This is a genomic window from Streptomyces sp. NPDC048171 (genome assembly GCF_043202655.1).
Taxonomy (GTDB): Bacteria; Actinomycetota; Actinomycetes; order Streptomycetales; family Streptomycetaceae; genus Streptomyces.
Genome location: NZ_JBIDAU010000001.1, coordinates 613,287 through 639,916, shown reverse-complemented (window position 1 = coordinate 639,916; position 26,630 = coordinate 613,287). Strand labels below are relative to the sequence as shown.

At 68.3% G+C, this 26,630-nt stretch carries 18 protein-coding genes; 11 read left to right on the top strand and 7 right to left on the bottom strand.

Annotated features, from left to right (window positions below; genetic code table 11):
- Positions 1-8 precede the first annotated feature (8 nt).
- Positions 9-635 carry a class F sortase gene (locus ACGF3J_RS02805; protein ID WP_161327199.1) on the top strand — a complete coding sequence of 209 codons (627 nt, stop codon included), beginning with the start codon at positions 9-11 and terminating at the stop codon, positions 633-635.
- Here the strand turns inward: ACGF3J_RS02805 and ACGF3J_RS02800 are convergent.
- Positions 573-965 (bottom strand): helix-turn-helix domain-containing protein, encoded by a 393-nt coding sequence (locus ACGF3J_RS02800; RefSeq protein WP_161327198.1) that lies wholly within the window; start codon positions 963-965, stop codon positions 573-575. The two genes, ACGF3J_RS02805 and ACGF3J_RS02800, sit on opposite strands and share 63 nt — an antisense overlap.
- Positions 966-1,070: 105 nt before the next feature.
- Between ACGF3J_RS02800 and ACGF3J_RS02795 the strand changes: the two genes are divergently transcribed.
- From ACGF3J_RS02795 to ACGF3J_RS02785, 3 genes are all read left to right on the top strand, one after another.
- Positions 1,071-1,994 carry an NAD(P)-dependent oxidoreductase gene (locus tag ACGF3J_RS02795; protein ID WP_161327197.1) on the top strand — a complete coding sequence of 308 codons (924 nt, stop codon included), beginning with the start codon at positions 1,071-1,073 and terminating at the stop codon, positions 1,992-1,994.
- 176 nt (positions 1,995-2,170) lie between these two features.
- Positions 2,171-2,344 carry a hypothetical protein gene (locus ACGF3J_RS02790; protein ID WP_237552364.1) on the top strand — a complete coding sequence of 58 codons (174 nt, stop codon included), beginning with the start codon at positions 2,171-2,173 and terminating at the stop codon, positions 2,342-2,344.
- 73 nt (positions 2,345-2,417) lie between these two features.
- Positions 2,418-3,275, top strand: coding sequence for an XRE family transcriptional regulator (locus ACGF3J_RS02785; RefSeq protein WP_237552363.1), 858 nt, complete (start codon positions 2,418-2,420; stop codon positions 3,273-3,275).
- 410 nt (positions 3,276-3,685) lie between these two features.
- Here the strand turns inward: ACGF3J_RS02785 and ACGF3J_RS02780 are convergent, their stop codons facing one another.
- From ACGF3J_RS02780 to ACGF3J_RS02765, 4 genes are all read right to left on the bottom strand, one after another.
- Positions 3,686-4,096: a hypothetical protein gene (locus tag ACGF3J_RS02780; RefSeq protein ID WP_161327196.1), complete on the bottom strand. Its 411-nt coding sequence runs from the start codon at positions 4,094-4,096 to the stop codon at positions 3,686-3,688.
- A gap of 4 nt (positions 4,097-4,100) precedes the next feature.
- Positions 4,101-11,018: an RHS repeat-associated core domain-containing protein gene (locus ACGF3J_RS02775; RefSeq protein WP_237552366.1), complete on the bottom strand. Its 6,918-nt coding sequence runs from the start codon at positions 11,016-11,018 to the stop codon at positions 4,101-4,103.
- 152 nt (positions 11,019-11,170) lie between these two features.
- On the bottom strand, positions 11,171-15,388 hold the full coding sequence (locus ACGF3J_RS02770) for a LamG-like jellyroll fold domain-containing protein (RefSeq protein WP_161327194.1): 4,218 nt from the start codon (positions 15,386-15,388) through the stop codon (positions 11,171-11,173).
- Positions 15,389-15,691: 303 nt separating this feature from the next.
- On the bottom strand, positions 15,692-16,474 hold the full coding sequence (locus ACGF3J_RS02765; protein WP_064727774.1) for a sulfite exporter TauE/SafE family protein: 783 nt from the start codon (positions 16,472-16,474) through the stop codon (positions 15,692-15,694).
- A 210-nt stretch (positions 16,475-16,684) separates the two neighbouring features.
- Between ACGF3J_RS02765 and ACGF3J_RS02760 the strand changes: the two genes are divergently transcribed.
- From ACGF3J_RS02760 to ACGF3J_RS02735, 6 genes are all read left to right on the top strand, one after another.
- Positions 16,685-17,968 (top strand): NAD(P)/FAD-dependent oxidoreductase, encoded by a 1,284-nt coding sequence (locus ACGF3J_RS02760; RefSeq protein ID WP_161327193.1) that lies wholly within the window; start codon positions 16,685-16,687, stop codon positions 17,966-17,968.
- The gene (gene nirB / locus ACGF3J_RS02755; RefSeq protein WP_161327192.1) at positions 17,965-20,574 is read left to right on the top strand and encodes a nitrite reductase large subunit NirB; all 2,610 of its coding nucleotides are present in this window, start codon (positions 17,965-17,967) and stop codon (positions 20,572-20,574) included. The genes ACGF3J_RS02760 and nirB overlap by 4 nt, the downstream gene beginning before the upstream one ends.
- Complete coding sequence (gene nirD, locus ACGF3J_RS02750; RefSeq protein WP_161327191.1) at positions 20,571-20,921, top strand: nitrite reductase small subunit NirD; 351 nt, start codon at positions 20,571-20,573, stop codon at positions 20,919-20,921. Before nirB ends, nirD begins: the two co-directional genes overlap by 4 nt.
- Before the next feature lie 57 nt (positions 20,922-20,978).
- Entirely contained in the window at positions 20,979-21,563 is a 585-nt protein-coding gene (locus tag ACGF3J_RS02745) for a TetR/AcrR family transcriptional regulator (protein WP_161327190.1), read from the top strand.
- A gap of 95 nt (positions 21,564-21,658) precedes the next feature.
- Positions 21,659-22,435 carry an SDR family NAD(P)-dependent oxidoreductase gene (locus ACGF3J_RS02740; RefSeq protein WP_161327189.1) on the top strand — a complete coding sequence of 259 codons (777 nt, stop codon included), beginning with the start codon at positions 21,659-21,661 and terminating at the stop codon, positions 22,433-22,435.
- Between the two features lie 128 nt (positions 22,436-22,563).
- Positions 22,564-23,718 carry an alkaline phosphatase PhoX gene (locus ACGF3J_RS02735; protein ID WP_161327188.1) on the top strand — a complete coding sequence of 385 codons (1,155 nt, stop codon included), beginning with the start codon at positions 22,564-22,566 and terminating at the stop codon, positions 23,716-23,718.
- Here ACGF3J_RS02735 and ACGF3J_RS02730 read toward each other — a convergent pair.
- Complete coding sequence (locus ACGF3J_RS02730; RefSeq protein ID WP_161327187.1) at positions 23,715-24,653, bottom strand: oxidoreductase; 939 nt, start codon at positions 24,651-24,653, stop codon at positions 23,715-23,717. The two genes, ACGF3J_RS02735 and ACGF3J_RS02730, sit on opposite strands and share 4 nt — an antisense overlap.
- Positions 24,654-24,864: 211 nt before the next feature.
- On the opposite strand from ACGF3J_RS02730, the gene ACGF3J_RS02725 reads away from it, so the two are divergent.
- Positions 24,865-25,332 (top strand): excalibur calcium-binding domain-containing protein, encoded by a 468-nt coding sequence (locus tag ACGF3J_RS02725; protein WP_161327186.1) that lies wholly within the window; start codon positions 24,865-24,867, stop codon positions 25,330-25,332.
- 31 nt (positions 25,333-25,363) lie between these two features.
- Here the strand turns inward: ACGF3J_RS02725 and ACGF3J_RS02720 are convergent, their stop codons facing one another.
- The gene (locus ACGF3J_RS02720) at positions 25,364-26,572 is read right to left on the bottom strand and encodes an acyltransferase (protein WP_161327185.1); all 1,209 of its coding nucleotides are present in this window, start codon (positions 26,570-26,572) and stop codon (positions 25,364-25,366) included.
- Positions 26,573-26,630: the final 58 nt, after the last annotated feature.

The window sequence follows — 26,630 nt, the reverse complement described above, 5'->3', positions numbered from 1 at the left end:
ATACGTCAATGCCCAGGGTCGGCAACACGGCGATAGCGGCGGTCACCGCGGTCGCCCTCTGCTCCGGGGCGTGGCTGCTGGTCGGCGGGACGGAGTCCGATGCCCCGCCGCAGCCGTCGGCCGCGCAAGCCGCCTCCGGCACCGGGCGGGCCGACCTGGCGCCCGCCGCGCCGGCCCTTCCCCCCTCCCCACCCGACCGGATCCGCGTCCCGGCGATCAAGGTGGACGCGCCCCTGACCGGCCTCGGTCTGACGTCCTCCGGCAGCCTGGACGTGCCGCCCGCCGAGAAGAAGAACCTCGCCGGCTGGTACGAGGCGGGCACCACCCCCGGCGACACCGGCACCGCGATCGTCGCCGGACACGTCGACAACGCCGAGGGCCCCGCCGTCTTCTACCGGCTCGGCGCGCTGGAGAAGGGCGCCGAGATCGAGGTCGACCGGCGGGACGGAGGCGTCGCGGTCTTCACGGTGGACGCGGTGGAGGTCTACGCCGCCGACGACTTCCCCGACGCCAAGGTGTACGGCGCGGCGCCCCGGCCCGAGCTGCGGGTCATCACCTGCGGCGGCGACTACTCACGCAGTACCGGCTACCAGGGGAACGTGGTCGTCTTCGCGCACCTGACCGGCAGCCGGTGAGCCGTCGCCCAGGACGTGCGCCTTGCCCCACAGGCTGAGCGGCGCCAGCGCCTCGTTGAGGGCGACGCCCCGCGCGGTGAGCGAGTACTCGACGCGCGGCGGCACCTCGCGGTACTCCTCGCGGTGCACGATGCCGTCGGCCTCCAGCTCCCGCAGCTGTGCGGCGAGGACCTTCTCCGTGACACCCGGCAGTTCCCGGCGCAGGGCCCCGAAGCGGCGGACGCGCTCGCCGAGCGCCCAGAGGATCAGCACCTTCCACTTCCCGCCGATCACGTCCATCGCCGCGTCGACCCCGCACACGTACGCCCCCGGCCGCCGTGCCGTACCCATCCCCGTCACCCCGTTCGTCCACCGCCCGCGTACTTCCCCCGGGGTAACCACCCACTCTCAAGTACGTACTTGAGCGGCCCCGTCCCCCGGAAGAGGCTTGTCCCCATGACCGACAACCCGACCACTCCCCCTATTCCCCTCACCGTCCTCGGGACCGGCGCGATGGGCACCGCCCTCGTCCGCGCCTGGCTGGCCGCCGGGCACCCCGTGACCGTCTGGAACCGCACTCCCGCCCGCGCCGAGGCCCTGGCCGCCGAGGGCGCCACGGTCGCCCGCACCGCCGCCGAGGCGGTATCGGCGAACCGCCTGGTGATCGTCTGCCTCCTGGACGACGCCTCGGTCGGCGCGGCCCTGGCCGACGTCGACCTGACCGGCCGCGACCTGGTCGACCTGACCACCGGCACCCCCGCCGACGGCCGCACCCGCGCCGCGTGGGCGTCGGCACGCGGGGCCCGCTTCCTGGACGGCGGCGTCATGGCCGTACCGCCGATGATCGGGGCCGCCGACTCCGGCGCCTACGTCTTCTACAGCGGCTCCTCCGCCCTCTTCGCCGAGCACCGCGACACCCTCGCCGTCCCCGCCGGCACCCGCTACGTCGGCGAGGACCCGGGCTTCGCGGCCCTGCACGACGTGGCGCTGCTGAGCGCGATGACCGGGATGTTCGCGGGCGTCTCCCACGCCTTCGCGCTGATCCGGCGGGAGAACATCGCGCCGAGCGACTTCGCACCGCTGCTGGCGTCCTGGCTCACCGCGATGGCCCCGGCCGTCCACCAGGCCGCCGACCAACTGGAGAGCGGCGACTACGGCAAGGGCGTCGTCTCCAACCTCGCGATGCAGGTGGCCGGCAACGCGACCCTGCTGCGCACGGCGGAGGAGCAGGGGGTGAGCGCGGAGCTGCTGACGCCGTACATGGGGTTGATGGAGCGGTGGCTGGCGGAGGGGCACGGGGAGGAGGACGGGACGGGGGTGGTGGAGCTGCTGGAGGTGGGGAGGGGGCTGGGCGAGTGCCTGGGCAGTGTTCGACGCTGAAGAGTGGCGAAGCCGTCGTCGGTTCTGCGGGCAGCCGGGTTGATCGTTGATCGGCTGGTCCAGGGCGCTGTTGCAAGGTTAGTGTCTGAGTGTTGCAGCAGAACCGAGGTCGCCGTGTCGCAGAGCATCGAGGAGCACACCGGCAATCGGATAGCCCGGATACGAAGCAGCGCGGTATGACGCAGCAGGGGCTGGCGATGCGGGCGCACCTGTCGAAGGCCGAGTGCGGCCAGAAGCCCGCCTCCCCGGCTCTTGTCGCCGCCTGTGCCCGTGCACTGGGTGTTTCCCATCCGACCAGCTGGGACAGCCATACGCCGACGAACTACGGCTCGACCGCATGGGCGCCCTGATCCGGCCATCCGTGAGGGCCCGGAGAACTGGGACATCGCTCTGGACTGGCAGTCGGCTCCGCGCCCGGCCGCGTTGATCTGGGCGGATGTCCATCGAGCTCTGGAACGGCGCCGTCAGGCGCGGTACACGGACCTGGTACGCGACCTGCCCGCGCTGATCGACGAGTCGGCGCAGGCCGTACACACCAGTACTGGGGAGGAGCAACGGCTGGCCTACGAGTGCCTGGCGGAGACGCTCCGGCGTGTGTTCACCGTTGCGTTGAAGCTCGGCTTCCTCGACCTGGCGACCGTCGCGCTGGACCGGCTGGCGTGGACCGCACCCCGCGCCGATGAGCCGGGGCTGGCCGCGATGCACGCCTTTCTGCGTGCGCAGACCACGTTGTCGTCGGGTCGGTACGACGTGGGCCTGTGGGTGGTTGACCGAGCGCTGCGGGACCTTGATGGCCAGGAGCCACGCAGTCCGGAGGGTATTAAGGCAATGCGGGGCATGCTGCACTTGCGTGCTGCGACCATCGCGGGCCGCATGAAGGACCGGGACCACGCCGACGCTCTACTGGCCGAGGCCCGTGCCCGCCACCAGGCAACTGGCGGGGTGCCGGACTTCGGCGTCACCTGGGGGCCGGTAAACGTCGGGGTGCATGCCGTAGCCATCGCCTCGGAGGCTGACAACTTCGGGCGGGTGATCGAACTCGCGGATAAATGTGCGCATCCCGCGCGGCTGGACCCGTTCCCGGGCCGGGCACCACTGGATGGACCTCGGCCGGCCAACGCGTGGGCGGGCCATCCGGACGAGGCGCTGGACTGCCTGAACCAGGCTCGGCGCGTCGCTCCGCAGCAGACCCGCCACCACCCGACCGTGCTGGCGCTGAAGCGGCGGGAGCGGGCTCGTAGCAGTTCTTTGGCACAGTACGCGGAGTGGGTCGGGATATAGCGGACTTCTCGCAGCAGGAGTTGCACCTACGGTGCGACTGCGCCGCTTCGCCGATCGGCAGGCTGACGCCTCGTCAGGACCTCCGCGACCGCTCGAACGGCCCGGGGACATGACCTACGCCGACGAGGAATGTCGACATGCCGCACCATATCGCTCACATCTTCGAACTACCCCTATGGCTGCTGCGGCCTGCACCAGGCCGCCACCGCGTACCGACTCGCCGTTCCACCGGTCTCGATGCGGAGGCGTCGACTCAATGCCCAGCTAGTGAACAACCATCGTCCGCTGAAGATGCCGTCAACTCTTGCCGTCAGAAACGACGCGGCCTCACCAGATTAAAGTCTGCCGAGGCCGCGTTTTGCTGGTTCGGGTATCTACGTTATTTCGGGCCCCCCAGGTTCGGTGACTAGCTATGGCCGAATGAAGCTAGGGTCAATACCCATCCCTGCAATATCTCGCTGAACACGCGCAACAAATTCTTCGACGCTCACCGAAAGGGTAGGCCAATCAATCGGCTCGCTTTTGACTGTCGGCGTAAACATCGATCCCACTTCCCACCCGTCCGGACTTCGACTGATGACTACGGCGCCAGGCTCTTCGAAGGAAATCGAAGAAAAGGAAAAATCCGAAGCATCAGATTCACCCACAGAAATCCAAAGAGTCAGCTCACGAGCCAACTCTGCCACGGGGAAATCTAGCTCCGAATAAATCACCTCGCCCTCATCGACTACCTCAAAATGAGCCTCGATATTGACTAGATAGTCCGCCACGGTCGACCCACGCAGGTCCCGCGCATTGACTCCTTGGTAGAGCATCCTCATCAGATCACCCTACATTGAATGGGAAGGCATTAATTACCCGACCATCATTAGAGACAACCATCCGGATCCCGGTTTGCCCCTTGGTCCCGATGGTCCGGCGCATGTCCACCTCTACCTTGAAAGTGTCGTCAAGACCATTAGGCTTGAAGACGGCGCGTTCAGACTTGAGCCCCTCGGCAACCCATCCTTGCACAAGCGCCTTGTTGTCCGTATCAAACTTTGCATAGCGCCCCTGAAAGGACGAAAGATGCTTGTCCTTGATGAAAATGTTGGCAGGATTTTCAGCCGCCTTGAAGGCGGCCTCCGAGGCCGAACCCAAGGAACAGTTGCTGTTGTGAACGAGAACCGGCGTCTCGCCCGCCAGCACATAGTACGTGTGGATCCCGCTAATAGTGAGGTCGAACGTCTGCTGACGCTGCTGGAACGGCCGAGCGGCGGCCACGGGTACAGCGGAGCCGTCTGCCGTTCTGATGGTCATGCCGGGCCTCAGATCTCCGGCATCCACCCAGCCGCCTTCGGAGCTGGACCAGAAGGGATGGGTGGAGGTGGTAACCAGTGAGCGGATGCCATCCTGTGTATCCAGAGCGAGATCGACGAAGTGCTTGTCGTCCTCAGTCATGATCGTGGCTACGACGTCCTGGATCGTCGTTTCACCCATCGCCGGGTCGGTGACGATGACCTTCTCTCCGACTTCGACGTCCTCGATGGGCTTGGTAGTGCCGTCCGCCATGAGGACTTCCGTGCCCACCGTGAAGCTGTGTGCGGCGTTGACCAAGCAGTCAATGGCAACACTGTCGCTTCGCTTCAGTGTTTGCTTGAAAAGCTTAGCCGCGACAGAAACTATCTTGCCGAAGCCAGCACTGGCGCCAGCAACCGCTGCGTCGACTGCGGCGCCCTTGCAGCCGTTGCCCTTGGCGCACTCGACGTAGTTGCGAATGCCGAGGACCTCGAGGACGTCAACTTCGGGGCTACCGCCGAACCAGGCAAGCTTATTCAGTGCTGTACAGAAATCGCTGGACGAAGTGGATAGCATGCTGCAGTCTGGGCGCGCCCAGTTTTGCAGGTTGTGCTGGTAGTCAAGATTCTCACTGTAGTAAGGAAAGGTTGCCGCGAGTTCTTCTTGCGTCGGAATGTAGACGCCTTCGATGGTGATCGATTCGCCGTAGGGCCTGATCGTCACCGGATTTCCTGACCCTTGTGAACTGCCGCTTCCGCCACCGGTGTCGTAGATGTTCCCGCCACCGGTGCGCTTACCATCCTTGGAAAGGCTTCCGTCGGCGTGGGTCTGTACGCCAGTTCCGCAGCCGAGGTCGAATCCCTCGCCGCATGCCAGGCCCAGCCCGGTGGGGTCAAGGAAGGCGAGCGGGTTTTGTGCTGCGTAGGTGTAGCCATTCAGGGTCTGGGGCCTGTCGATCTCGAGAAGAGGGTCGACGCTGATGAACCGCCCGGTGGCCGGGTCATATTCGCGTGCCCCGAGGTGGGTGAGTCCCGTCGTTCTCGTGTCGTCAGTACCGCCGACGAAGCCCTTGGTCCCGGGCCAGCCCGACGGTTCGTTGCCGCGGGTGCCCCCGAAGGGAAGCGAGCGGCGTTGAGTGAGCTTCTGGGTGGCCGTGTCGATGGCCAGCTGAGCGGTGCCATGGTGGTCGGCCAGGGTGATGGAGATGGCGCCGTCGTTGTTCTGGACGGCTTGGTGACCGCCGCCGAGGTCGTAGTAGCGGGTGGCCTTGGGCGTGGACGAGCCCTTGGCCAGCGTGATCTCGGTAGCGCCGAGGTAAAGCGTGGTCTCGGTGGGAGTACGGGCGATTAGGCGGCTGCCGGCGGTGTCGTAGAGGTAGTCGGTGACCTTGTCGGTGCCTCCTTCGACCGGCTCGGTGACCTTCGCCAGGTGGCCCTCCGCATCCCAGGTGAGTTTCTGGGTGTCTCCGGCGAGGGTGCGAGTGGCCGTGTTTCCTGTCTCGTCGTAGGTGAACGTGTCCCTCGACGTTCCCGTCGGGCCCGTAGTGGTGACCGATGTCAGGGTGTGTGGCTGGCTGTTGGAGGCCCCTGGGTAGGTGTAAGTACGTGTCGTGTCCTTGCCCGGGTTGCCAGCGGCGTCGTGCAGGGTCTCGGTCTGACGGTTGCCGGCCTTGTCGTAGGTGTAGGAGTGCCAATACGGGGCCGGACCGCCAAGTACACCTCCGCTGGGTTCGGTGGCGCAGCTGGTGGTGTTCTGGGTCCATGCGTGGGTGAGACGGCGCAGACCGTCGTAGGTGAAGCATTGGTTGTCAGTGCCGGCGCGCGACGTGTCCGACACCGAGAGTACGTTCCCGATTTCGTCGTACCGGTATGAGTTGTACTGGTCGACGCCGTCGACGTCCTGGCGGTCAACGCGCGAGGTTGCCAGACGCTGGGTGCCCCACTCGTAAGTGTTGGTTGCCTTTACCCTTTTGCTGCTGCCGTTGCTGAGTTCGTAGGTGAACGGCTTACCAGTGAGGCTGTAGCTGGTGGTGGCGTTGAGTCCCTGGCTGCTGCTGAGGGCGATCGGTCGCAGGGTGCCGTCCTCGTAGGTGGGAGTGACGGTGGTCGCCGGCAGGGCGCCTGCCTGCGGGTAACCGATGCCCTGCACGGTCCCGGAGACGTTGTAAGAGGTGACGTTGAGGTAGGTGCCTGCCAGAGCCCCTTCAGCGGATGGGATGGTGACGGAGGTGCGCTGGGGGCGGTAGAGGCGGTCGTAGGCCACGACCTTCGTGGTGTAAGCGTTGCCTGCGTCGTAGCGGGTGGACTCGGCGAGGTGCCCCTTGGCGCCCGTGACGGTGTCGTACACCCACTGGGCGCGCAGTGTGCCGGTGGAAGAGCCGTCGCGGAGCTGCGTCTGGCGACCGAGGTTGTCGTAGCCGTACCACAGTGCAGGTGTGGCCGCGCGGGCGTCGTCGGTCTTGGTCAGCTGGCCCCGGGCGTCGTACTCGCTGACCGTAGTGCCCTTGTCTGGGTCGACAGACTTGATCTGCTGGCCGAGAAGGTCGTACGTGTAAGTCCAACTGCTGCCCGCCGGGTCGGTGACTTTCGCCAGTTCACCGCGAGGCGTATAGCTGTACTTGGTGGTGTCGTAGGCAGCGGTGGCGCTGCGCGTGTGGTGCTGCCGCAGTTCGGTCGTTTGTCCTCGTGCGTCGGTTACGGCCGTGGTTGCTGTGCCCCCGATGGGTGGAATGGTGGTGACACGGTCGCCGCCGTAGATCGTCTTAGTTGTGCCAAGGACAGTGCCGCCGTCGCCGTTGCCCGCGATTTGCTTGGTTTCGACAGGTCGCCCGAGGCCGTCAAAGGTGGCCCGGCTCTGTGTCTCAACACTTAGAGCGTCCGCCGGCTTGAACAGTCCGGTGGATGGGGCATCTTCGATGTAGTAGGCAGCGAACTGCGTCGATGTCAGACCACGCTCGTCATAGAAGGTGTCGGAGAGCAGACTGCCGCCATTTGGCCCGGGATCCTGTGTCTGGCGTGGACGCAGGAATCCGTCGTAGAGGGCATAGGACGTACTTTGTGCCCCGTTGTTTCCAATCGTTTTGGTGCCGATGGCGACAGGCTTGTCTTCAGTGGTGGTGTAGGTGAACTCGTAGGTAGGGGGCTGGCCGGTGTTGCGGTCGGCAAGCCAGACTTTGGTCGAGCGTCCCAGTGCGTCGTAGGCGAAGTTGGTGACCTTGCCGTTTGTATCGGTCTGGGTCAGCGGCAGACCACGCAAGATCTCATGGGTGGTCGTTGACGTCTGGGCGGTGCTCGGCTCTGCGGCGTTGGCCGGCGGAGTCGTCGTCTTTGTCGTGGTGGGGAAACCTGCGGCGGGAGTGCGAACGGTCGTTGTAGTACGGCCATCAGTGCGAACGCTGCGGGTAAGGGCCCCGGCCGCAGTGACCTTCACATCAGCAGTCAGGTCAGTGCTGGTCAGAGTACGGCCGTAGGCATCGTAACTCGCACCCGATTCGACATAGATGGCTGTGGTGCCGTCGTACTTCTTGAGGAGCGCTGTCGACGTGGCGTCGCCCTTGGTGGGGGCCGCGTCATAAGCCCCACCGTCATAGGCCGATCGGACGTCGGAGATGACGTCGGCGGGTCGGCTGGGTGTGCTGGCGCACGCTTCGGCGACGGACTCGACACGAGAGGGGAGGGTGAGGATGTTCGCTGCAGTGTTGGAGGCGTAGGTGGTACGCGTGCATGTGTTGTCGGAGACGCTGTCGTTGTCGCCGTGGTCGTCGACCGCGACCACCCGTCCTGCAATCATGTCGTAGGTGGTGGCGGAAGACGTGGAGCGCCACTGGGAGCCCGCGCCGTCGTCGAGGGACGTCCAGGTACGGCTGTGGGCGGTCCCGGTGAAGTTGGCTGACACCGTGCCCCAGGAACGCTCCCTCTTCGCGGTCTCATGGTGCCAGGGACGGTTGACGGTCTTCGCCAGAACCTTGCCGCCGGGGCCGGAGTAACTGACGGACTTGTAGGCGAAGCCGGCCGCCGACTCGTGATCGGTGATGGGGTCGCCTTCGCCATCCCCGAGTGCGATGGTTGCGCTCTTCGTACCCCCGGTGGAGTCCCTGCGGTCGCCGTCCATCCCGCGCAGGAAATAGGTGTCCTGCTGGGACTTCATGGCCGACGCCCCTCCCTGGCCGCCGGTCTGGACGCGGACCTGCCCGTAGCCGCGCCACTGAGACCAGGTCTTGAACTTCTCCTTGGTCAACCCGTCGTCATCGTCGTAGTGCCAAGCTGCACCGCCCAGGTAGGAGTACGCGGTGACCTGGTCGGGGGATCCTCCGGTGCGGTCGGTGGCAGTGACGGAGGTGACGACGTACTTGTTGAACCAGTGCTGGTCGGGATCGTCGGTGGCACTGCCCCCGCTGTACTGGGGGAAGCAGCGGCTGGTGTTGGTATTCGGCGTGGGCAGCGCGTTCCAGGAGCAAGCGGGAGCCGAGTAGTTGACGTCGATCTGACCGCCGGACTCGTCGGCGATGGTGGACAGCCGATTCTTGATGAAGGGGGCGAGTCCGTCGCCGGTCTTGTCGAGGCGGTTGGCGAGCTGCGTGTAGGCGAAGGTGGTCTTCGGCAGAGTGAGGGCCGAGCTCGCGGAGTGACCGGTGTGCTGGACGGCGTCGAGCAGCAACTGGTAATCGGTGTCGGCCTTGCCCCAGCGGTGCGTCAGCTTCCAGGAGTCGACGTCCTTGTAGGTGCTGCCACTGTAGACCTGGGTGGTGACCTGTGTCAGAAGCTTGCGGGTGAAGAAGGCGGGAGAGAGGCGGCCCTGGTCGCATTCTTCATTGGGGTCACAGTTCAGATCCCAGGGAGTGTCGTACCAATATGCTGTATCGGTGCTGATGTCGGAGCAATTGGTGTGGGAATCCTTCAAGCAGCGTTCATCGCTGGTGAAGGTGGCCTTGGCCAGCGCCTTGGTGCTGTAGACGTTGGCGTTCTTCAAGCCGTACTCGATGCGGTCCAGGGTGCCGCCGCGAGTGTAGGGGGTGTTGTCCTCGGCTTTGAGATTGCGGCCGTAGGCGTTGGCTTCCTTGTCGTAGTAGTAGGCAATGGCATTGCCGTGTACGTCGACGGCGTAGTCGAGATTCCACCTCCAGCCTTGCTGGCACCAGGAGTCCGCGAACTTCGCAGCGTGGCAGTGCTCTCCCGTGTCGTCGCCGAAGACTGGGGCGGTCCAGGCAGAGTCGGTCGTTTCCTTGCCGTCTGTGTAGCCGGGCAGTCGGTTGTATCCGAAGTAGTACCGCGTGCCGTCAGGAGTGGTGATTCGCCAGTACTCGTCATTGCGGGCCCCATTGCCCCGTACGTTGGTGCTTGATCCGTAGATTCGGGCGATCTTCGTGCCGTCGTCGTTCTTCAGTTTCCAGGCATTGGTGCCGTTGGGTACGAGCTCTCCTGCCTTGCCGTTGAAGGAGAGGAAAGCGTTGTCGTAAGCCCAGCACAAGTCACCCGGCTTGATGCCGTCGGCGTTCTCCACGCCGTCCTCGGCACACGGCTTGTAGCGTCGCTCGATGTACCCGGGCCACATCTCGAACCCGTCGCCGGCCCAGGACGCCTGATTGTTGGTGTTACCGGTGCGGCCGTCAACCGATCCGGACGAATAGGCCAGACCAACGTTGGGTGTCAGGCCGCCTGGGACATCGGGGACGGGCATGTTGTACGACCATGCGAAGTCGCCAGTGTTGAGGTTGGTGTTCCACGACGCCGACGGCGACAGCGGCGTCGCCTTGTAGTCTCCGCTGCTGCTATCACTCTCGGCCACCGCGGCAAGCACCGTCGGCGACGAGGTGCTGAGGGCTACGCTCTGTGCGGTGAGAGATTGCTTCTCTAGGTCGTTGGCTGTCTCAAGAGGCTCACCCACACGGCATGCTGGCTCCTGCGGCGTGGTCAGGGCGCAGGGCGGTAGTTCGACAATTGTGAGCCGCTCAGCGTACTGGCCCCCATAGGCCTGGGCGAACGACGAGTAGTCGAGCTTCGCCCGGATGCGGCCGGGCGGGATGTTCGCCTGTGCGTTCGTGGAGCGGAGCGTGAAGATCAGGCCGTCGACCCCGACCTTGGCCGCAGCCTTGCGGCTAAGGATGCGTGTCTCGACAGCGCCTTGTGCCGGTTGGGTGGCGGCCTTGCCGCCGGTGTCCAGGGTGAGAGGCGTGCCTGTGGCTCGGGCGGAAGAGCCGGCGCTGCCCTTGGCCTTGGGGTTGGACAGTTCCACGACCGTAGTTGAAGCTCCAGGCCACGTCACCATCGCTGCGACTGCGGGAGTGCGGGGGCCCTTGGTCAGAGTTCGCGCTTTGATCTTGCTGGTGGAGCCGGCAACGGCCCTTTCCAAACCAGCCGATGCGAGTGGTCCTTCGCTCTGACCAGCTGCGACCGCAGGTTGCGTCACCGCTTGCAGAAGGGTGCCGACCATTACCGCGGCAGAGGCCAGGGCTATGCGCCGCCGCATCCTCCGCAGCCGTTGGGTGGGTCTGCCGTTCATCCTCTTCGCATCCTTCTCTACGGGTCGGGCCGAACGGCCGTCGTCACAGGCGGGGGAACCCCGGGAGCAGTGCGTGGGCGGCGGGTGGGGCCCGGGGCCACCGGATCCGCCGCGACGAGTCACACGTTGTTGGGTACTTCCGTGGGCATTCCGGGGTTGCCAACGGCCAGCAGCCTGATCTGGGCTTCGGTCAACGTGCCTTGGAAGGTCCAAAGGTCCGACACGGTGCCGGGCCAGTACTCGTCACCGGCACTTGTCCCGATCTGGCTGCGGCCGAGTTGCATGGGCTGCGTAGCTTTGAAGGAGAGCACGTCCTCCGTGAAGGACAACCGTCCGGTGCAGGAGGGGTCGTCCGCATCACCGTCGCCGTCCGCGTCTGCGCAGGCGACCTCCTCCAGTTCTCCGTTGACGTACAACGAGAGTTGCTTTGCGAAGCCGTCGTAGACCAGAGCGAGGTGCGTCCAGTCGGTCGGCGCGAAGAACTGTCCGTTGTCCACGTCGGTGACAGCGGCGTTGGACGTGTCGGAGGCCGCCATGGCAATGCGCCATCGTCCCGGATCTGACTCGGGCGTCGCACTGGGCTGGTAGCGGACGGCGAGGGCGTCCTGTGCCGTACCGGGGATGCTGAGCAGCGTTACGTCGTGATCGGGGACAGCAGCTGTCTGCGCCCAGGACGTAACAGTGAAGCTGGAGCTTGTGTCGATCGGCACGCTGGATGTCTGGCCATAGTCGTCGATTCCGTCGAAGCTCAATCCGCCGTCGACATATCCGGAACCGATCTGAGCCTCCCCCTTGAGGGTCATCTCATTGCCCGAGGCAGATGCATCAGGCGTTGTCCGAGGCGTTCCGGAGGCTTGCGCGAACGTCCACCGGCCCGAGACCAGAGGGCGCTGCCGGAAGAGCTGATGAATTTCTTCTTCGGAGACGGGACGGTCGAATACGCGTACGTCGTCGATCTGTCCGGGGAAGAACGTGTCGGGCGCTCCTCCGTAAGAGCCCGCCCCGATCTGGAATGGGCCACCGGCGCTCCAGCCCGCCTGGAGGACGGCCTCTCCTGCCTTGGTTCCGTTGACGTAGAGAATGAGTTTGTTTGCGACGGTGTCATGGACTCCGACCAGATGGGTCCATGTGTTCGCGTATGACTTGGTGCCCTCGGGCTGCATGGCGCGGGTGACGGCGGCGCCGGCGGCGTCCGAAGCGTACTGGTTGACCACCCACCGGTCGTAGGACGGGGAGTAGTACAGCTCCATGCCGGGCCGTTGCGCACCAGCCTGTGTGGCCACGATGGCGGCCTGGCCCGGCTTGGTCGCGGGCAGCTTGGCCCAGGCTGAGATCGCGAAGCTGCGACGGCTGTCCAGTACAGGGCGGCTGGTACTGGCAAACCCATCGGCGCCGTTCAGCGTAAGGGCCTTGCCTGCGATGCCGGGCTGCCCGGTCGTCACGCCGCCAGACAGGCGGGCGTCCAGGACATCGGCTCGGCCGGTCAGTTGCGTCGCGGTTGCTGGCTCGTCCATGGGGAAGACGGCCCGGGCGGGCCGTCCGGTAGTGGACGTCTCCTTGCGGTGCAGACGGGTCACTTCGGTGTATGTCAGGGGCCTGTCGAAGACCTGGACCTCGTCGATCGTGCCGGGAAAGAAGCAGTCGGGTGCTCCGTGGTAGGAGCCCGCACCGATCTGCAGGCCACGGCGGGCGTCCCAAGGCGTGTCGTACGCCGTGGTGCCGGCCAAGGAGCCGTTGACATAGAGCTGTAGCTGGTCCGTGTCGGCGTTGTAAGTGCCGACCAGGTGTGTCCACTGCCCGGCTTGAGCCCCGCCTGCGGCGGGCTGCATGACCCGGACCAGGCCCGCGCTCTGGGTATCGGACTTGTACTGATTGAAGGCCCAGCGGTCGTATGCCTGCGAGTAGTACAGCTCGAACCCGGGTGACTCGTTGCCGGGCTGAGCAGCGACGATTGCCGCCTGGCCGGGCAGTTCCGACAGCTTCGCCCATGCCGAGACCGCGAAGCCGGTCGAGGTGTCGACGGTGGGTATGTCCGTGACCGCGTAGTCATCGACACCGTCGAAGGACACCGCGCTGCCTTTGGTCCCCTCTGTACCGGCCATGGCTCCGCCACGCAGTTCGGCGGTGCGGTCTGGTGCTGTCCCCTTCGCCGCCGTACTTCCCGTGGCATCGTCCATCTGCCACATGCCTCGTTCCGGTTGACCGGCTTTGACGCGGAACTGGTAAGTACGTATCTCACTTCCGTTGCCGGCCTGGTCGAACGCTTGGGCAGTGACAAAGTTCAGCCCCGGCTTGGCCGGCAGCATTTTCATGACCCTGGCCGCACCGCCGCTTGTTGTGACCGCATGCTTTGATGTCGGGTTCTGATTTATACCGAACCAGTACCTGGTCACGTCCGTATCAGCGGCTTTGAGCTCAAAGTCACCGTACTTGCCCACCCCGTCGTACCAAGGATCGGACGGGTTCTCCGGATTGGAGGCCGGATACTCACCAGATGAAATTGCGGGGGCCTTGGGCACCTTGGTGTCGTACGTGAAGTAGCAGCCTGTCGGACTACCGTCAGTGGACCAAGGCGAATACTGCGCGCCGTCCCAGGTCCGGGCATACCAGTGCACGGTTCTGTTCTGCGGAATGGAGGTGGGGAGGCTGATGGCGAAGTCGGATCCCGACCTCTTGGCAGAGGACAGGGCCGGCTTCCAGCGAGCGATCAGGCCCTTGCCGTCGCCGGAGTCCCACTTTGCCTGGAACTGCACAGCGACGCTGTCGCCATCAGGATCGGTGACATTGTTGGCATAGACCTTACCCAGGGAGCGGATACGCGGTGCGGGGCTGTATTTGCACGTGCCTCCGTACTCCATGGTCAGCTGCGACATCTTGATCTGTGACGGGGCACGATTGAACTTCACACGTAGGTAAGCCTTATCGGAAAACCGCTTCCAGCCATACCCATCCGACTCGCTGCCCGCCCGAAGCCCAAACGTCATGGTGGACTTCCTGCTGTTCGCTGCCGCCTGCACAGCCGTTTTCACGTTGAACTCTGCGTCCGCGGCGGCACAACCCGTGTAGCCGTAGGCGAAGGAATCCGACGCCGCCTCCTTGACCCAGAAGCCGGATGCGTTCTGGCTGTTCCAGGTCGTGGAAGAGGAGATGTCCTTCGTCTGCCACAGCTCCACCGTGCGGGCCGAGCAGGACGCCGACCAAGTGTTCCGCACGACAAACTCTGCCGACAAGATGGTCTTGCCCGCGAACTTGGACACCGGAAGCCGGTAGAAGAGCCGCTTGGTGTCATGGGGCTTGCAGTAGCTCCAGTTGCAGTAGCCGAGGCCGGAGTCCGAGTCACCGTTGAACTTCCATTGCGGTGAAGAAGCCCAGTACTTCGAAGCCATCGTCCACGCCGAAGCCTGCGGCGTGTACCACTGCGGGTCGATGAACACGGGGTAGGTCGTGTCTTCCCCCTTGAGGACCTCTGCGTCGGGCCGCAGGACGAGTTCGTCCTGCCCTGCGGCTACCTCCACATCCACCGGCGCAAGCTGTCCCGACTCCCCCGCTCCCGGTTCAGCTGCGCCCTCCGCCGTCTGGGCCGCAACAGTGGCACCCCGTCCCGCCGCCGTGGTCGGCGAACTCTTTGCACCGGCGGAGGCCGCGCCTGAGCTGGAGTCCCACATCATCGGCTTCGGTGCCTCGAAGACGGCACCGCCGGCCCCTTCGTCGAGGGCCTGCAGTCCGCCTTCTGCGGACTCCTTCACGTCGAGTCCGTCTGCCGCCAGCTTCAACCGCAGTTCTGCCAATTGGTCACTTGCGGCCGCCTCGGCTGTCTTCACCACCAATAGTTGAGTGAAGCCGTCCTCTTGAGCGGTCATCCGCAGATCGACGTCAGGCAGGACCGACGGATATGTCGCCACTGCGCCGTTCAGTTGCGGCTCAGGCAACGACGTGGGCCAGGACAGGCTCAGCTCCCGGCCGGCACGCTGCATGCGCACCAAAGGCTCTGTTCCTCCACCGGAGAATGCGAGGTCCACCGTTGCAGCCTTCGGGGCAACTCCTCCGTCCGCGGTAGGTGCCAGAGCCGTATCGACACGCTGCCAGCCATTCTGGCTACGCGCCCAGACAGGCCGCAGATACTCCCGCGCCTCCAGATCGCCCTCTGGGGTGGCGAACACCTCCCGGCTCTCGCCTCGCTGACCGAGAACCTCCACGGGCTTCCCGATCCGCTCGGCCTCGGCCACCGCTTCGGACTCCGTCAAGCTGCGCCCCTCGGCCGCCGAACTGGGCGGCGAAGCAGTCGGTTCAGCCGCCGCAACATCACCCGGCAACGCGGAAACCAGTCCAACGGCCATTGCTCCACAGAGCAGCGCCGAGACAGCTCTGCTCCCGCTCCGCAATCGGTTCCACATCCCCGCCACACCCCGCCCACAAGATTTGCAAAGTAGCCAGGGGTAACTAACGCCTCAACAGAACGTCAGGTCAAGGGGAAGTAAACGGGCAACAACGGGCAAAGCCCTGGAAGGTCATGTGAGAAACTCGATGTTTAGCCATGGTTGTGTGGCTCAAGATCACAGTTCCGCATCCTTATGGACGCCGGGATCAACCACAGCACAGGCCGAGCTGGCACCCTGCGGCGACCCGATCCACCGCAAGCGCTAGGCAACCCACTGCTCGTACGCCAGATTCGCCACCAACGCGAACACCACGGTCAGCAACACGACCCGCACGAAGCCGCTCCCCTTCTTCAGCGCCGTGTGCGCGCCGAACATGCCGCCCGCCAGGTTGAAGACCGCCATGAGCGCGGCCAGCTGCCACAGGACCGCGCCCTGCCAGGCGAAGGTCGCGAGGGCGCCCGCGTTGGTGCAGCAGTTGACGATCTTGGCGGTGGCCGAGGCGGTGACCAGGTCCAGGTGGAGCAGGGCGGTGAGGGCCAGGACCAGGAACGTGCCGGTGCCGGGGCCGACCAGGCCGTCGTAGAAGCCGATGCCGACGCCCGCGAGGCCGATCGCGGCGAGGATCTGGCGGCGGGTGGCCGGGCCGGTCGCGGGGGCGGTGCCGAAGGCCGGGCGGAAGATGACGAAGGCGGCGACGGCGAGCAGCACCACCATGATGACCGGCTTCAGCACCTCCGTGCTCATGCCGGCCGCGAAGAAGGCCCCGCCGGACGAGCCCGCCAGCGCCGCCAGCCCGATGCGGACGGCCGTGCGGACGTCCACCGGGGCCTTGCGGGCGTACGTCACCGCCGCGCCCGTGGTGCCGACGATGGCGACCGCCTTGTTGGTGCCCAGCGCGTGCGCGGCGGGGGTGCCGGCGGGCAGGCCGAGCAGCAGGGCCGGCAGGAGCAGCAGGCCCCCGCCGCCGACCACCGCGTCGATCCAGCCGGCCGCGAGTGCGGCGAGGCAGAGCAGGACGAGCGTGGTCAGCGATATGTCGGGCATGATCGCGACCCTATGGACGGGATGGATGTGCCGTCCATCGAGATGAGCGTCTTCTGAGGTACGCCGAGGGTCCTCCGAGGTACGCCGATCGGCCCGGGCCGGCCGCCCGCACGCCCTCACACCCACCCCCCGCACCCGCTGAGGGCAGCGTTCCCCGCGAGAAACAGACGCGATGCGACCGGGTAACACCGGCGCCGCACGCTCGATGCCATGACCTCGAATCAGCGTGTGGTGGTGATCGGCGCCGGACTGGCGGGCGTGACGCTCGCCCGGCTCCTCGGTGAGCTGGGCACGCCCGCGCTGCTGGTCGGCGACGAGGAGCACCGCCCGTACAACCGGGTTCTGCTCGCCGACGTGCTGGCCGGACGGTACGGCCCCGACGTGATCAGCCTGCCGGCGCCCGCCGGGCTGCTGCGCGGCCGGGTCACCGGCATCGACCGGGCCGGGCGGACCGTGCGGTGCGCCGACGGGTCGGCGATCGCGTACGACACGCTGGTCCTGGCCACCGGCTCCAACGCCGTGCTGCCGCCGCTGCGCGGTCTGTTCACCCCGGACCGCGCGCTGCCCGAGGGCGTGCACGCGTTCCGCACGATGGACGACTGCCTGGGGCTGTCGAAGGCGGTACGGGCGGGGGTGCGCGCGGTCGTCATCGGGGGCGGGCTGCTCGGGGTCTCCGCGGCCCGCGCGCTGGCCGTGCGCGGCGCCCAGGTCGTCCTCGCCCAGCAGGCGGAACGGCTCATGGAGCGCCAGCTCGACCCGGCGGCCTCCGTGCTCGTGCGGCGGCATCTCGAGGACCTCGGCGTCGAGGTGCACACCGAGTGCCGGGTGCGCGACGTGCGCAGCGTCGGCGGGGCGGTGCGGTCGGTGGAGCTGGCCGACGGGTACGCGCTGGGCGCCGATCTCGTGGTGCTCGCCTGCGGTGTCCGGCCCCGCGTCGGACTCGCGCAGGAGGCCGGCCTCGACGTCGGCAAGGGGATCCTCGTCGACGACGAGCTGCGCACCTCCGACCCGCACATCCGCGCCGTCGGCGACTGCGCCCAGCACGACGGGCGCGTGTACGGGCTGGCCGCGCCCGCCCTCGAACAGGCCGGCGTGCTGGCCGAACTGCTCGCCGGGAACGGCACCGCCCGCTACACCGGCACCCGCTCCCTGACCCGCCTCACCCTCACCGGGCCCCACAGCCCCCTCACCGGGCCCAACAGCCCTCTCGGCGGGACCGACAGCCCTCTCGGCGGGCCGGACGGCTCCTTCGACCTCGCCGCGTTCGGCGAGACCGACCCCCTCCCCGGCGACGACGTCGTGCAGCTCGCCGACGCCACCCGGGGCACCTACCGCAAGGTCGTCGTCCGCGACGACCGGCTGGTCGGCGGGGTCCTGGTCGGCGAACTCGGCACCGTCGGCGCGCTCGCGCGCGCCTGGGAGGGAGCAGAGCCGCTCCCCTCCGACGGCGGCCCCCTGCTCCACCTGCTCACCCATGACGGAGGCACCCGATGACCGCCACCCCGGCGCACACCCCGACGATCGTGCTCGTCGGCCACGGCATGGTCGGCCAGCGCTTCCTCGAAGCGCTCGCCGAGCGCGGGCTGACCGGCACGCACCGGGTGGTCGTGCTGTGCGAGGAGCCGCGCCCCGCCTACGACCGCGTCCAGCTCACCTCGTACTTCTCGGGCAAGACCCCCGAGGACCTGTCGATGACCGACCTCGCCTTCATCGAGGAGCACGGCATCGAGCTGCGCGTCGGTGATCCGGCGGAGACCGTCGACCGGGACGCCCGCACGGTGACGGCCCGTTCCGGGCTCGTCGTCGGCTACGACATCCTCGTCCTGGCCACCGGCTCCTACCCGTTCGTCCCGCCGGTCCCCGGCAAGGACGCCGAGGGCTGTTTCGTCTACCGGACGATCGAGGACCTGCTCGCCATCGAGGAGTACGCGAAGACCGCGACGACCGGCGCGGTGGTGGGCGGCGGACTGCTCGGGCTGGAGGCGGCGGGCGCGCTCAAGGGGCTCGGTCTCACCTCGCACATCGTGGAGTTCGCGCCCCGCCTGATGCCCGTCCAGGTCGACGAGGGCGGCGGCGCGGCGCTGCTGCGCACCATCGAGGGCATGGGCCTGTCCGTCCACACCGGCGTCGGCACGCAGGAGATCCTGACGGGCGCGGACGGCGCCGTCACCGGCATGAAGCTCTCCGACGGCTCCGAACTCGCCACCGACCTGGTGGTGTTCAGCGCCGGTGTCCGCCCCCGCGACCAGCTGGCCCGGGACTGCGGGCTGGCCGTCGGTGAGCGCGGCGGCATCGCGGTCGACGAACGGTGCCGCACGGTCACCGACGAGCACGTGTTCGCGATCGGCGAGTGCGCGCTGGCGTCCGACGGGCGGGTGTACGGGCTGGTGGCGCCCGGTTACGAGCAGGCCGAGACCGTCGCCGCGACGATCGCGGCCCAGGAGGCGTCCTTCACCGGCGCCGACCTGTCCACCAAGCTGAAGCTGCTCGGCGTGGACGTGGCCTCCTTCGGCGACGCGCACGGCACCGCCGAGGACTGCCTGGACGTCGTCTACTCCGACTCCCGCGCGGGGCTGTACAAGAAGCTGGTCGTCGGCCGCGACGGCACGCTGCTCGGCGGCATCCTGGTCGGCGACGCGGAGGCGTACGGCACGCTGCGCGCCTTCACCGGCTCGGTCCCGCCGGTCTCCCCCGAGTCGCTGGTGCTGCCCGCCGGTGCCGGGGCCCCGGCCCAGCTCGGCCCGTCCGCGCTCCCCGACGACGCGGTGATCTGCTCCTGCCACAACGTCACCAAGGGCAGCATCCGCGGCGCGGTCACCGACCACCGGTGCACGACCGTGCCCGAGGTGAAGAAGTGCACCAAGGCGGGCACCGGCTGCGGCTCCTGCGTCAAGGTGCTCGGCCAGCTGGTCACCGCCGAGCTGGAGGCGAGCGGCGTCGAGGTCGACAAGGGCCTGTGCGGCTGCTTCGCGCAGACCCGCGAGGAGCTGTACGAGATCGTCCGCGCCCTGCGGGTCACCTCCTACCGGGAGCTGCTGGACCGGCACGGCCGTGAGGGTGCGCGGGGCGGCGACGGCTGCGAGGTCTGCAAGCCGGCGGTCGGCTCGATCATCGCCTCCCTGGCCCCGGCGATCGGCGCGAGCGGCTACGTCCTGGAGGGCGAGCAGGCCGCGCTCCAGGACACCAACGACCACTTCCTGGCCAACCTCCAGAAGAACGGCTCGTACTCCGTCGTCCCGCGCATCCCCGGCGGCGAGATCGCCCCGGAGAAGCTGATCGTCATCGGCGAGATCGCCCGGGACTTCGGGCTCTACACGAAGATCACCGGCGGTCAGCGCATCGACATGTTCGGCGCCCGCGTCGAGCAGCTGCCGGTGATCTGGGCGCGGCTGGTGGACGCCGGCTTCGAGTCGGGGCACGCGTACGGGAAGTCGCTGCGCACCGTGAAGTCCTGCGTGGGGCAGACCTGGTGCCGGTACGGCGTCCAGGACTCGGTGCGGATGGCGATCGACCTGGAGCTGCGCTACCGGGGGCTCAGGTCCCCGCACAAGCTGAAGTCGGCGGTCTCCGGGTGCGCCCGCGAGTGCGCCGAGGCCCAGTCCAAGGACTTCGGCGTGATCGCCACGTCCAACGGCTGGAACCTCTACGTCGGCGGCAACGGCGGCGCCACCCCGCGCCACGCGGACCTGCTGGCGCAGGACCTCTCGGACGCCGAACTGGTCCGGCTCATCGACCGGTTCCTGATGTTCTACATCCGCACCGCCGACAAGCTGGAGCGCACCTCCACCTGGCTGGAGCGCATCCCCGGCGGCCTGGACCACGTACGGGACGTCGTCGTGCACGACTCGCTCGGCATCTGCGACGAGCTGGAGTCCCTGATGCGCGCCCACGTCTCGCACTACCGCGACGAGTGGGCCGAGACCATCAACGACCCCGAGAAGCTGGCCCGGTTCGTGTCCTTCGTGAACGCGCCCGACACCCCCGACCCGGTCGTGGGCTTCGTGCCCGAGCGCGACCAGATGAAGCCCGACCTGCCGCTGCTGAACATCGGCATGCGGCGCACCGAGGAAGACCTCCTGGAAGGAAGCACCCGGCGATGACCCTGGCACCCGAGACGACCGACCTCAAGGTCCTGCTGCGGCTGACCGACGACTGGTTCACGGCGTGCGACCTCGGCGCCCTGCTCCCCGGGCGGGGCGTGGCGGCCCTGCTCCCGGACGGCGGCCAGGTGGCCCTCTTCCGGGACCGGGAGGGCGGGCTGTACGCCATCGACAACCGGGACCCGTTCACCGGCGCCGCGGTCCTCTCCCGCGGCCTGACCGGCACCCACCAGGGCCGCCCGTTCGTCGCCTCCCCGCTGCTCAAGCAGCGCTTCGACCTCGGCACCGGGGAGTGCCTGGACGACGAGGCGGTACGGGTGGCGGTGTACGAGGTGAAGGCGGCCTGACGACCCCGGCACGATCTTTCTTGACCGTGCGTTCCACCAACACTTAAGCTGCGACGCGTGGCCAGGACCAAGGAGTTCGATCCGGACGCCGCGCTGCGGGCAGCCCTGGAGCTGTTCTGGGAGCGCGGCTACGAGGGGACGTCGATGTCCGACCTCGTGGAGCGCCTCGGCGTCGGACGCGCCAGCATCTACGCGACCTTCGGCAACAAGCACGAGCTGTACCTGAAGGCGCTGGCGCGGTACGAGGAGGGACTGCTGCCGGACCTGCTGGCGGACCTGTCCCGGCCGGGCGCCGCCCTGCCGGGCGTCCGGTCCCTGGTGCGGCGCTACGCCGCCGAGGCGACCGCCGGCGAACTGCGCCTGCGCGGCTGCTTCGTCACCAACACCGCCGCCGAGCTGGCCCCGCACGACCCGGTCGCCGCGCGGCGGGTCGAGCGCAACTGGGACCAGCTGGAGACCGTGCTGCACGCGACGCTGACCCGGGCCGCGGCCCAGGGCGAACTGGCCGCGGGCCGCGATCCGCTCACCCTCGCCCGCATGCTGCTGGTGCTGCTCCAGGGGATGCGGGTGGTGGGGAAGGCGTCGGCGGACCCGGCCAGGCTGCGGGACGCGGCGGAACAGGCACTCGCCCTGCTCGACTGAGAACCCGCGAGAGCGCCCTCTCCGCGAAGGGGCCGTTCCACGCCCTCTCTCACGCCTTCATACTGAACCGAACGGTCAAGAAAAAGGGGAGATTCATGACCACCCAGCACACCCGGCGCTTCATCGACAGGACCGCCCTCGTCACCGGCGCGGGCTCGGGCATCGGCCGGGCCGTCGCCCTCGCCCTCGCCGCCGAGGGCGCGAACGTCGTCGTCGCCGGACGCGGGCAGGAGCCGCTCGACGAGACGGTGACCCTGATCGAGGCGGCGGGCGGCAAGGCGCTGGCCGTCACCGCCGACGTCTCCCGCCCCGACGACGTACGGGCCGTCGCGGACGCCGCCGTCCAGCACTTCGGCTCCCTGGACGTGGCGGTCAACAACGCCGGCGTCTTCCGCGGCGGAGTCCCCCTGGCCGACCTGGCCGAGGCCGACTGGCACGCGCAGCTCGACATCAACGTCACCGGCGTCTTCCTCGCCCTCGCGGCCGAGGTGCGGCAGATGCGCGCCCAGCCGCGCGGCGGGGCGATCGTGAACATCGCCTCCACCTTCGGCGCGCACAAGCGCAGCCCGGGTGCCACGGCCTACGCCGCCACGAAGGCGGCCGTCTCGGCGCTGACCCGGGGCGCCGCCATCGACCACATCGCGGACGGCGTCCGCATCAACGCCGTCAGCCCCGGGGCCACGGCGACCTCGATGTCCCTGCGCCCCGGGGAGACGGACGAGGGCCGGGCCGAGCGCATGCGGGGCGAGACACCGCTCGGCCGGGTCTCGTCGGTGGCGGAGGTCGCGGCCGCCGTGCTGTACCTGGCGTCGGACGACGCGGCGTCGGTGGTGGGCACGGACCTGGTGGTGGACGGCGGCCAGACGGCCTGAGCCGCCCGCGTGCCGCCGGCACGTCATGAGTTGTCCATGGCCCGTCAATCAGGCCGCCCTAGGGTCCGTGACCGCACGCTCCCGTCGCCGTCCGGCGGCGGGAGAGGCCATGACACCCGGAGGCAGCAGTGGATCGTCGTACCCTCCTGCGCACGGCCGTCGTCGGCGGATCGGCCGTCCTCGGCGGAACCCTGTGGCGCGGTGCCGCGTACGCCGCCCCCGCCCAGCCCGGCAGCGGACCGTACGGGGCGCTCGGCTCGCCCGACGCCAACGGCCTCCGCCTGCCCACCGGCTTCACGAGCAGGGTGATCGCCCGTTCCGGCCAGAAGGTCGCGGGCACCTCGTACACCTGGCACAGCGCACCGGACGGCGGCGCCTGCTACCCGGACGGATCCGGCTGGATCTACGTCTCCAACTCGGAGGTCAACCCCTCCGGCGGGGCGAGCGCGGTGCGGTTCTCCGCCTCGGGGACCGTCACCTCGGCGTACCGCGTGCTCTCCGGGACCCGCCAGAACTGCGCGGGCGGCCGGACGCCGTGGAACACCTGGCTGTCCTGCGAGGAGGTGGACCGCGGCTACGTCTACGAGACCGATCCGTGGGGTGTGAAGGCCGCGGTGCGGCGGGACGCCATGGGCCGCTTCAAGCACGAGGCGGCGGCGGCCGACCCGGTCCGCAAGGTGGTGTACCTGACGGAGGACGTCACCGACGGCTGCTTCTACCGCTTCCGCCCGGCCACCTGGGGCGACCTGTCCTCCGGCACGCTGGAGGTGCTGGTGGCGGGCTCGGCCACCAGCGGACCGGTGACCTGGGCGCGGGTCCCCGACCCCTCCGGCGCGACCGCGACCCGCAACCAGGTCTCCGGCGCCAAGCGCTTCAACGGCGGCGAGGGGTGCTACTACGCGGACGACACCTGCTGGTTCACCACCAAGGGCGACAACCGCGTCTGGCAGTACGACGCGGCCGCGCAGACCGTCGAACTCGCCTACGACGACTCCCTGGTGACGTCCGGCGGGGCCCCGCTGACCGGCGTCGACAACGTCACCGGCAGTTCCTCCGGCGACCTGTTCGTCGCGGAGGACGGCGGCAACATGGAGATCTGCGTGATCACGCCGAACGACGTCGTCGCCCCCTTCCTGCGCATCGACGGGCAGTCCGGCTCGGAGATCACCGGCCCGGCGTTCTCACCCGACGGCACCCGGCTGTACTTCTCCAGCCAGCGGGGCACGAGCGGGAGTTCGTCCGGCGGGATCACCTACGAGGTGCGCGGGCCGTTCCGGAGCTAGTCCAAGCCCCGCAGTGCCTCGTAGGTGACCCCCGTCAGCCGCTCGGAGGCGGCCCACAGCCGCTCCCCCATCGCGTCGTCGAGGGTCCAGGGCGCCCGCCGGGACGGTGCGGGCGCCCCGCGCCACATCGCGAAGGACGGGCCGGTGAAGGAGTCGGAGGGGACGCCGGGCGCGGTCGCCGCGTACAGGACGGGCAGCGCGCCCGCCTCCGCGGGCTGGGCGACGACCCGGGCGGCCAGCCCCATCATCCGGGCCGCCAGCCGGCGCCCCTCGGCGCGCGGTCCGGCGGCGTGGAGATCGGTGCGCGCGTACCCCGGGTGGGCGGCGACCGCGCGCACGTCCCAGGCGTCGTCGCGGGCCGCGAGGCGGCGGGCCAGTTCGTGGGTGAAGAGCAGGTTGGCCGATTTCGAGCGGCCGTAGGCGGTCCAACGCCCGTACCGCCGCACGCTGTTCAGGTCGCGCGGGTCGACGTTGCCCAGCGCGTGCAGGAAGCTGGAGACGGTCACGACCCGCGCGCCCGGGGTGGCGAGCAGGGTGGGCAGCAGCAGCCCGGTCAGGGCGAAGTGGCCCAGGTGGTTGACGCCGAACTGGGTCTCGAAGCCGTCCGCCGTCGTCCCGTGCGGCAGCGCCATCACCCCGGCGTTGTTGACGAGCAGGTCGAGCCGCTCGTACGGCAGCCCGTAGGCGAACTCGCGGATGCCCGCCAGGTCTCCGAGGTCCAGCCGCCCGGGCTCCACCGCGGCGCCCGGCACCTCCGTGAGCAGGCGCTCCACGGCCGTGCTCCCCCGCTCCTCGCTGCGGCAGGCGAGCACCACGCGCGCCCCCTTGCGCGCCAGTTCCCGGGCGATCACGTAGCCGAGGCCGCTGTTGGCTCCGGTGACGACGGCGACCCGCCCGTCCAGGCCGGGGATGTCGCTCGTGTTCCAGCCGGTCATCAGCGGCTCCTTCCCTGCTCCGGGCCCGTCTCACCGTACGCGCCCCACCACCTTGAACGGAGAGCTACCGTCCGGTCACGTCACGTTCGCGTCACGAGTCCTTCATATCGCCACCACATCTCCGGTACCTCAATAGCTTCGTCACCTCATATCCGCTCATCCACACCAATCCTCATCCGCACACGCGTCACACACCATCCCGGGACTCTCGATGAACCTGCTCCGCAAGCCCGCCGCCGTGGCCGTCGCCGCGCTGGCCCTGGCCGCCCTGCCGGCCGCCGCCCAGGCGCACGACGGCAGCCACCCGTTCAAGAACTGCACCGAGGCGTACGACAACGGGTACTCCAACATCAAGAAGGGCGACCGGCACTACGGCGAGCACCTCGACCGCGACAAGGACGGCGTCGGCTGCGACCGGCCGCCCGCCGGCTTCGAGCCCGCCGACGACTCGGCTGACTCCGGCGACTCGGGTGAGAAGGCGACCGACGACAACGCGGGCACCGGCAGCGGCAAGGACTCCGGCGGCGACCAGGCCGCAGGGCAGCAGGGCACCGACCTGGCCGAGACCGGCGGCGACGACAGCACGCCCTACATCGCGGCGGGCGGCGCGATCGTCGTGCTGGCCGGCGGCGGACTGCTGCTGGCCGTCGGCAAGCGGCGCGGCAACGGCGCCGCCTGACCCGCGTACCGGAGCCGGAGCCCCCGCCCGTTCAGCGGCGGGGCTCCGGCGTCTTCAGACTGAAGGCGGCGCTGCTCAGCCAGCGCCGCGCAGCCCGGGCCACCGGGCGCTCCACGAACCGCTGCACGACGTACGACAGCGCCACCAGGGCGACGACGGTGACCGCGACCACGACCCACGGGTCGGCCCGGTCGCCGAAGCGGTGCAGGATGTTCACGCCGATGGCGTCGTGCAGCAGGTAGAGCGGGAAGGTCAGCGTGCCCGCGACGGTCAGCCCGCGCCAGCGGATCCACCGGGTCCAGCCGAGCGCGACGGCGGCGATCAGCAGGAAGAAGACCGTGATGACCAGGACCAGCCAGCCGCGCCACGGCGACCAGGAGTCCCAGTTCAGGCGACCCCCGTCGGGTGTCAGCAGGTAGTGCAGCGCCACCAGCCACGACATGGCGACGATGCCCCAGAGCAACGGCGTCGGCCGGTAGCGGTACATGAGGTAGAAGGCCATGCCGGCGATGAAGTACGGCGCGGAGGGCGGGTTGACCAGCAGCGTCAGCAACCGGATGTCGGCACTGGGCGCCAGCACGGCGGCGACCGTCCAGAGCCCGCAGTAGATCACCACGCGCTGGTAGGTCAGGCCCTTCCACACCACGACCGCGAAGGTGAGGTAGAAGCACATCTCCGGCCAGAGCGTCCAATAGACCGAGTCGAGGTGCTCCACCCCGAGCGGGGTCTGGAGCATCGTCAGGTTGGCGAAGAGCACGCGCGGTGACGGGTGCCCGAACGGGTTGTCGGCGAAGAAGATCACGCACGCGGTGATCGCGACGGCCGCCCAGTACATCGGGTACAGCCGGGTGACGCGGGAGATGAAGAAGTCACGCGGGGTGCGGCCCCACGCGCTCATGCAGATGACGAACCCGCTGATCAGGAAGAACAGCTCGACCCCGAGCCGGCCGAAGGCGAAGTAGCCGTGCGCCACCGGGAACACGTCCTCGACGGGGCGGCCCCAGATGGTCTGCATCGTGGAGGGCGCCTGGCCGACGAAGTGGAAGAAGACCACGGCCAGTGCGGCCAGGAACCGCAGTCCGTCCAGCGCGGCGAGCCGGTCCCTGCGGACGGGGGGACCGGCCTCGGGCACTCTCGCCCCGGCGGCGGTCCGGGGCCCCGGTACGCCGGAGGCGGTATCGCCCCCACCGCCTCGCGTGGCGGTCGTGCCGGCCGGTTCCCTGTGATCCGTCGAGGTCATCCAACCACCGTTCCGGTGTGGGCCGCTGTCCGCTGCCGGGGATCTCAAACTTCGCTGA